General features: G+C 70.1%; 4 protein-coding genes and 1 pseudogene. 4 read left to right on the plus strand and 1 reads right to left on the minus strand.

Features of this window, described 5'->3' with window-relative positions; translation table 11 throughout:
- The first annotated feature begins 212 nt into the window (after positions 1–212).
- Positions 213–1406, plus strand: coding sequence for an MFS transporter (locus G3I42_RS03785; protein ID WP_203606324.1), 1194 nt, complete (start codon positions 213–215; stop codon positions 1404–1406).
- Positions 1407–1472: 66 nt separating this feature from the next.
- On the opposite strand, the gene G3I42_RS03790 is transcribed toward G3I42_RS03785, so the two are convergent.
- Entirely contained in the window at positions 1473–1940 is a 468-nt protein-coding gene (locus G3I42_RS03790) for a thioesterase family protein (RefSeq protein WP_164282424.1), read from the minus strand.
- A gap of 313 nt (positions 1941–2253) precedes the next feature.
- Between G3I42_RS03790 and G3I42_RS03795 the strand changes: the two are divergent.
- The 3 genes and pseudogenes from G3I42_RS03795 to G3I42_RS38380 all read left to right on the plus strand — a co-directional run.
- Positions 2254–2409, plus strand: a pseudogene (locus G3I42_RS03795) (nitrate reductase); the annotation flags it as partial.
- 16 nt (positions 2410–2425) lie between these two features.
- Complete coding sequence (locus tag G3I42_RS03800) at positions 2426–4189, plus strand: recombinase family protein (protein WP_164282425.1); 1764 nt, start codon at positions 2426–2428, stop codon at positions 4187–4189.
- 864 nt (positions 4190–5053) lie between these two features.
- Positions 5054–7589 (plus strand): tetratricopeptide repeat protein (locus G3I42_RS38380; protein ID WP_343244446.1); only part of this gene is annotated, 2536 nt, incomplete at its 3' end.

A 7589-nucleotide genomic window follows, 5' to 3' on the forward strand; every position in this document is an offset into this window, starting at 1 on the left:
TACGGAGCCGGGGCGCTCCTGGGGTGGTGAGGCGGTCACGGGCTTGGTCCCCCTTCCCTCACGGGTCGGTCCGCATCATAATCATTCACTATCAGGAAGGCTTCCTGATAGTTTCACCACCGATATCGGAGAGCCGTCCGCCCGCGCGGTGCGGCGCGCGCGGGAGGGGCCACATGAGCGAGACGGCGGGAGAGCGGACCACGGGCGCCGCCATGGCGGCGTCCGGGAGCGCGGACGCGGTCCCGGTCGGCGGCTTCGACCGGGGGGCGGTGCGGCGCGCGCGGTGGGCGATCGCCGCGGTCTTCTGCGTGCACGGGAGCGTGACGGGCTCCTTCGCGACCCGCGTGCCCTGGATCAAGGACCACGCGGACATCGGGGCCGGTCAGCTCGGTCTCGCGCTCGCCTTCCCCGCCCTCGGCGCGGCGCTCGCGATGCCGCTCGCCGGCCGCATCAGCCACCGCCTGGGCTCGCGGACGGCGCTGCGGCTGCTGCTCGCCGGATGGACGCTCGCGCTCGTCCTGCCCTCGCTCGCGCCGAACCTCCCGGTCCTGTGCCTCGCGCTCTTCGTCTACGGGGCCTGCTCGGGCATGTCGGACGTCGCGATGAACGCGCTCGGTGTCGAGACGGAGAACCGCTGGGGCAAGTCGATCATGTCGGGCCTGCACGGCATGTGGAGCACGGGGGCGCTGCTCGGCTCGGCGGCGGGGACGCTCGCGGCGCACCTGGGCTCGGACGCGCGGCTGCACCACCTCGTCACCGCGCTCGTGCTGACGGCGGCGGGGCTCGTGCTGTGCCGGTGGGTCCTCGACCTGCGCAGCGAGGAGGACGAGCCGGCACCGCCGCGCTTCGCGCTGCCGCCGCGCTCGGCGCTGCTCATCGGCGCGATCGGCTTCTGCGCGGTCTTCGCGGAGGGGGCCAGCCTGGACTGGTCGGCGGTCTTCCTGCACGGCGAACTCGACACGTCGGCCGGGATCGCCGCCGCCTCCACGACGGCGTTCACCGCGACGATGGCGATCGCGCGCTTCGCCGGGGACGGGCTCGTGGACCGCTTCGGCGCGAAGCGGGTGGTGCGGAGCGGCGGGGTGATGGCCACGGCGGGCGGTCTGCTCGTGGTCCTCGCCACGAACCCGGTGATGGCGATGGGCGGCTTCGCGATCATGGGTCTGGGCATCGCGGTCGTGGTGCCGCTGTGCTTCGCCGCCGCCGGGCGCAGCGGCCCGAACCCGAGCCAGGCGATCGCGGGCGTCGCCACGATCACGTACACGGCGGGGCTCATCGCCCCCTCGGCGATCGGCGTGGTCGCCGACGCGACGAGCCTGGTCGGCTCCTTCATCCTCGTGACGGTCCTCGCCTTCGGCCTGGTGGCCGGCGCGAACGTCCTGCGCGCGGCGGGCCGCAAGGGCTGAGGCGGCGGCGGTACGGGCAGGGGGCGGCGGAGTCCGCCCCCTGCCCGTACCGCGCCGCTCAGCCGCTCACGCCGCCCCGCGCAGCAGCCCCCGCGCCTTCGTGCGGAAGTCCTCGCTCCACGGGCGGGGGCGCAGCGTGCCGGGGTCGAGGCGGACCAGGACGCGGTGGCCGCGGGCGTGGGTGACGGTGCCGTCCGCCGAGCAGTAGCGGAAGCCGTAGGTGAGCCCGGTGGTGCCGAGGCGGTCGAGCCAGAGGTGGACGGCGTACTCGCCGGTGAGGGTGACGGGGCTCTCGTAGCCGATGGTGAACTCGCGGACGGCGTTGCAGGCGTCCGCCGCCTCGTGCCAGTCCCCGCGGTACTCCAGCCCGTGCTCGCGCCAGTACGCCGTCCAGGCCCGTTCGGCGAGAAGCGGGTACCGGCCGTTGTGGAGCAGGCCGAGCGCGTCGAGGTCGTCGAAGTGCACGTACGAGGGGACGAGCACCCCGTACGGGAGGGAACTGGTTTCGGCCGGGGCGGGGGCTGCGAGCGACATGCGGGGGTGCCTGTTCTGCCAGGGAATCGAACACTTCATCGTAAGCACGGGCAAGAGGCCCCCTACCAGCGGGTTTGGCGGGACGAACGCGCCCCGGCGACCGCCCCTCCCCCGGCCCCGCGACCGCCCCTCCCCCGCCCCCGGACGCCTCGCCCGACCCCCTCGGCTCCCCGCGCCGCGCACCACGCATGGCGCGAAGCCATCCTTACCTGCCATTAACATGTGCCGGAATCCGGTACGGGAACATCCGTGCGGTCCGTCGCGTGTCCGGCTCGTGCACCGGCGGGGGCTGAGGCGACGAGGAGCGGGACTGATGGACTTCGGCGTGCGCTGGAAACTGCACGGGGACGGGCGGACCCCGGCCCCGGGTGCGGTGGTCCGGCCGGACGAACGGCTGAGCTGGCCGCGCACGATCGGGCTCGGCGCGCAGCACGTCGTCGCGATGTTCGGCGCGTCGTTCGTCGCCCCGGATTAGCATCACTCACATGCACAGTCCCGCTCCCATCCGACTTCGTCTGGCCGTCCCGGCGCCCTCCTCCCCCACCCCGGCGTCGGCCGATCAGCATCCGCCGCAACAGCGCCGCAAACGCGGCATCATCTACGTCCGCGTCTCCAAGGACCGGCCCGACATGATCAGCCCGGAGCTTCAGGTGGAGCACGCCAGGAAGCTGGCGGAGCGGGAGGACATCGAGGTCGTGACCGATCCGGTGGTCGACATCGGGAAATCGGGGCGTGGTTTCGACGACCGCAGCATTGCCGACATCATCGACATGGCACGGCGCCGCGAGTTCGACGTGGTGATCCTCTGGATCTGGTCCCGCTTCGGCCGGAACCTGCGCGAGTCGCTCCAGCATCTCGACACCCTCACGAACTACGGCATCGAGGTACGCGCCGCGCGAGAGGACTTCGACGGAAAGACAACCATCGGCAAGTTCGCCATCGCTCAGATGCTGAACATCGCCGAACTCGAGTCCAACCAGAAGTCCGACATGTGGAAGGACACCATCGAACGGCGCAGGCGGGCGGGATTGGCGCACGGCGCCCGCGGCCGATTCGGGTACTTCCGCTGCTCTGTCTGCCCGCCCCCGGAACGCGGCAAGCCGCTCTTGACCTGCCCACGCTGCAAAGACGGCATCCTGCGGGTCGACCCCGTGACGGGCCCGATCCTGGCCGACCTCTACCGGAGGTACGCAGCCGGCGACTCGCTTCGCAGCCTTGTGCTTGGGCTCAGGGGCCAGGCGGTCAAGCACTACACGGGTTCCGACATCGACGCTGGAGCCCTCTACCAGATCCTCGACTCCGGCTTCGGTCTCGGTTTTGTTCGCTATCAGATCCCCGAACTGCTGCACCGGACTGTCGAGAAGCCGGGCGGAGGTACAACTCTGCAGCGCACCTCGCTGCACCGTGACCTCACGTCATACCTGTACTACAAGGGCGCGCATCGTCCGGTGATCGACGACGCGATGGAGTGCGAACGCCTCTGGGACGCCTACGTCGAGCGGCGCCTGTCCTCCGACGACGACAAGGGCCACTCCTTCAGGGCGAAGTACAGCGTCTCCGGGTTCCTCAGCTGCGCCGGCTGCCGTCGCCCCATGCACTCGATGCTTCGGGCAAAGAAGGTCCAGCGCGAGTGGATCGACGGCAACCCCGATCCTCGCGACGTGCTGTTCCGCTGCACCCGGCACATGAAGTTCAAGGACTGCCCCGGCAATGGGGTGTACGCGACGCTGGCGGGCGCCGAGCGGGCAGTGGCCGAGTGGCTGCGTGATATCAGCGAACAAGAGCCGGAGCTGGAGTCCGCGGTGGGACAGCAGGCAGTCGAGGTGATGTCGAACCCCGGATCCTCCGACGCCGAGCACGGGGCACGCCGGCTTCGGCAGATCGAAGCCGGACTGGCAGACATCTCCGCGCGGGAAGACCGGCTCACCGATGCCGTGCTTGACGGCTTGGTCTCGGCTGACGCTGCTCGTCGCAAGCGGGCGGACCTGGAGTCCCAGCGGGCTGGGCTGAGGATGGAGGAGGCGGAGCTGAAGCGCGACCTTCAGGACCGGCCGACGGTACTGCCGCGACCGAACCGCGACGCCTTCGTCAGGATCCTCGACCTCTGGAAGGTTGCCGACCACGACGATCGGCGGGCTCTGCTGAAGCCACTGATCCGCACGGTGGAGGTCGCCCGGGGACGCAAGCAGGCTGACAAGTACACGGTCTACACCATGTGGGAAGCGCCGCCCGAACCGGTCGCGTCGTAGGGAACCCCTTCACCGATTCCCGCCGTCCGGACCAGCCCGTACTTCACAGCCATCTCTGCGGCTATCAGGCGGAACTCTTCCAGGCAGTCGAGCTTGGTCCGGACGGTGGTGCGGCGGTCGTGTCGGCGAACCGCGTGCTTGCGGACGGCTTGACCCTGGACCTCTTCAAGCTGGCTCCACTCAGCTCCTCGGGACATTCGCGCGCTCCTCACAGTCGGTATGCCTGTTGACCCGTGGCGATCAACTGGGACGAGCCGATGTTCTTCATGGGGAACGGCTTGGATGCGCCGAAAATCTACGGTAGAAGGCGGCGCACTCCCACGGCTGTGACGGGGTGGCCGCAACTTTGGGGGAAAATACGGGCATGACGGGTTGGCGGCGGGTGTGTTGGTGGGGCTTGGCCGTGCTGGGGCTGGGCGCGGCAGTTGGGCTTCTGGTGTGGCTGTCGGTAGCGCATCCTGAGGGCTCGGCCCAGGGGTGGGGTGTGGCCGGAGCGGTGGCGGGGGTCGTCGCGACGGGGGTGGCGGTGTGGCAGGTACGGGCTTCGGCGGTCGGGCCGCCGACCGGTGGGGGTTCCGTGGCGGTGCCGGTGCGTGCGGATGGCGGGTCGAACGCCGCTGGCGGCACTATGAGAAACGCCCGCGCTCGGGACAGCTCTCCGACGAGGGCGGCTCCGACTCCCGGCCCAGGGATCTCGGCTTCGGGCGGGTCGAACGCAGCGGGCGGGGACTTGGACGGGCCCTCCGCGCACCGGGGTCAGTGATGAAGGTTCCTCGGCCCAAAGGGCTTGCTGGTGAGGTGCCGGTGCAGAGCGTCTCTGCGGTCACAGGGTCGAATGCCGCCGGGCGGGATGTGATCAACTCGGTGGCGATCAACGCGCAGTACGCGCTGCCCGCCGAGGCGTACGCAGCGATTCCGGTGGACGCGGCCTCGGGTGGCGTCACGAACATCCGGCCCGCGATGTTCGTGGGTCGTACGGCCGAACTAGACGCACTGAATTCGGCGTTCGCTTCGTCCTCGGAGGTTGTGCTGCACGCCGTACACGGGCTGGGCGGGGTCGGTAAATCGGCGCTCGCCCAACGGTGGGCGGCGGATCGCGAGGAACTGGTGCGGTGGTGGATCAACGCCGACAGCCCTGCCGAGATCGACGCCGGTCTGGCCGCCCTGGCACGGGCTCTGCAACCCGGCTTGAGCCAGGTGCCCACCGAAACGCAGACCGAACGCGCCCTCGCCTGGCTCGCCACGCGGGGTGAATGGCTGCTCGTGCTGGACAACGTGGAGGACCCCGCCCACATCCGCCCCCTCATGGACCGGATCGCCGGCCGGGGGCGGGTGATCGTCACCACCCGGCGCGCTACCGGGTGGTACCAGCACGCCGTCACCGTGCGTCTGGGCACCCTCAAACGGGCGGACTCCGTCGCCCTGTTCACACGGATCCTCACCCACAACGGTCCTCGCACCACAGACGGGGTGGACGAGGTGTGCGCGGTACTGGGCGACCTGGCGCTGGCCGTGGAACAGGCCGGATCGTTCTGCGCCGAGTCCGGCACCGACCCGCACACCTACCTGCAACTGCTCGCCGACCGGCCCGAGGACGTGTACGCGGCCAGAGCTGAAGGCTTCGATCCCGCACGCACCATGGACAGGATCTGGCGCGTCACCCTCGACCGCCTAGCCGAGACCCCGCTCGCCGGAACCCTGCTGCGGATTCTCGCCTGGTACGCCCCCGACAACATCCCCCGCGACCTCCTTACCCCGGTCGCCGATCCGCTCGACCTCGCCGCCACCCTCGGCCGCCTCACCGCCTACAGCATGATCACCGACAACCACGACGGCACCCTCTCCGTCCACCGCCTGGTCCAGGACTTGGCCCGTACCCCCCACAACGACGACCCCCACCGCCAAGCCGAGGACATCGAATGCGCCCGCGATCACGCCACCGAACTCCTCGCCGTCGGTTACCCAGACGACAGCACCCACCCCGACACCTGGGCGCAGTACCAAGACCTCGCCCCCCACACGGACGCCCTCATCAGCCGCCACACCTCTTGCCAGGACACGTTCCCCACCGCCTTGATCCTTGACCGCGCCGGGTCCTTCCAACTGCTCCAAGGCAGCATCGCCCTTGCTCTTTCCGCGTTCCAGCGTGCTCTGGCCACCTGCGAGCGTGTCCTCGGGCCAGAGCACCCCGCCACCCTGGCCTCCCGCAACAACCTTGCGGGCGCCTACGAGTCGGCGGGTGATTTGGGCCGGGCCGTCCCGCTGTACGAGAGCGCTCTTGCGGATCGTGTGCGTGTCCTCGGGCCGGATCACCCTGACACGCTGACCGCCTGCAACAACCTTGCGGGCGCCTACCAGTCGGCGGGTGAGGAGGGCCGGGCCCTCCCGCTGTACGAGCGCACTCTTGCCGATTGCGTGCGTGTCCTCGGGCCGGATCACCCTGACACGCTGATCTCGCGCAACAACCTCGCGTACGCCTACGAGTCGGCGGGTGATTTGGGCCGGGCCCTCCCGCTGTACGAGCGCACTCTTGCGGATCGTGTGCGTGTCCTCGGGCCGGATCACCCCTACACGCTGACCTCGCGCAACAACCTTGCGGGCGCCTACGAGTCGGCGGGTGATTCGGGCCGGGCCCTCCCGCTGTACGAGCGCACTCTTGCGGATCGTGTGCGTGTCCTCGGGCCGGATCACCCTGACACGCTGACCTCGCGCAACAACCTCGCGTGCGCCTACCAGTCGGCGGGTGATTCGGGCCGGGCCGTCCCGCTGTTCGAGAGCGCTCTTGCGGATCGTGTGCGTGTCCTCGGGCCGGATCACCCTGACACGCTGGCCTCTCGCAACAATCTTGCGGGCGCCTACCAGTCGGCGGGTGAGGAGGGCCGGGCCCTCCCGCTGTACGAGAGCGCTCTTGCCGATTGCGTGCGTGTCCTCGGGCCGGATCACCCTGACACGCTGGCCTCTCGCAACAACCTTGCGGGCGCCTACCAGTCCGCGGGTGAGGAGGGCCGGGCCCTCCCGCTGTACGAGAGCGCTCTTGCCGATTGCGTGCGTGTCCTCGGGCCGGATCACCCTGACACGCTGGCCTCTCGCAACAACCTTGCGGGCGCCTACCAGTCCGCGGGTGATTTGGGCCGGGCCGTCCCGCTGTTCGAGAGCGCTCTTGCGGATCGTGTGCGTGTCCTCGGGCCGGATCACCCCGCCACCCTGGCCTCTCGCAACAACCTCGCGTGCGCCTACCAGGCAGCGGGTGATTTGGGCCGGGCCGTCCCGCTGTACGAGAGCGCTCTTGCGGATCGTGTGCGTGTCCTCGGGCCGGATCACCCCGCCACCCTGGCCTCTCGCAACAACCTCGCGTGCGCCTACCAGGCAGCGGGTGATTTGGGCCGGGCCGTCCCGCTGT

The organism is Streptomyces sp. SID11385 (assembly GCF_010548245.1).
In the GTDB taxonomy this organism is placed as follows: domain Bacteria; phylum Actinomycetota; class Actinomycetes; order Streptomycetales; family Streptomycetaceae; genus Streptomyces.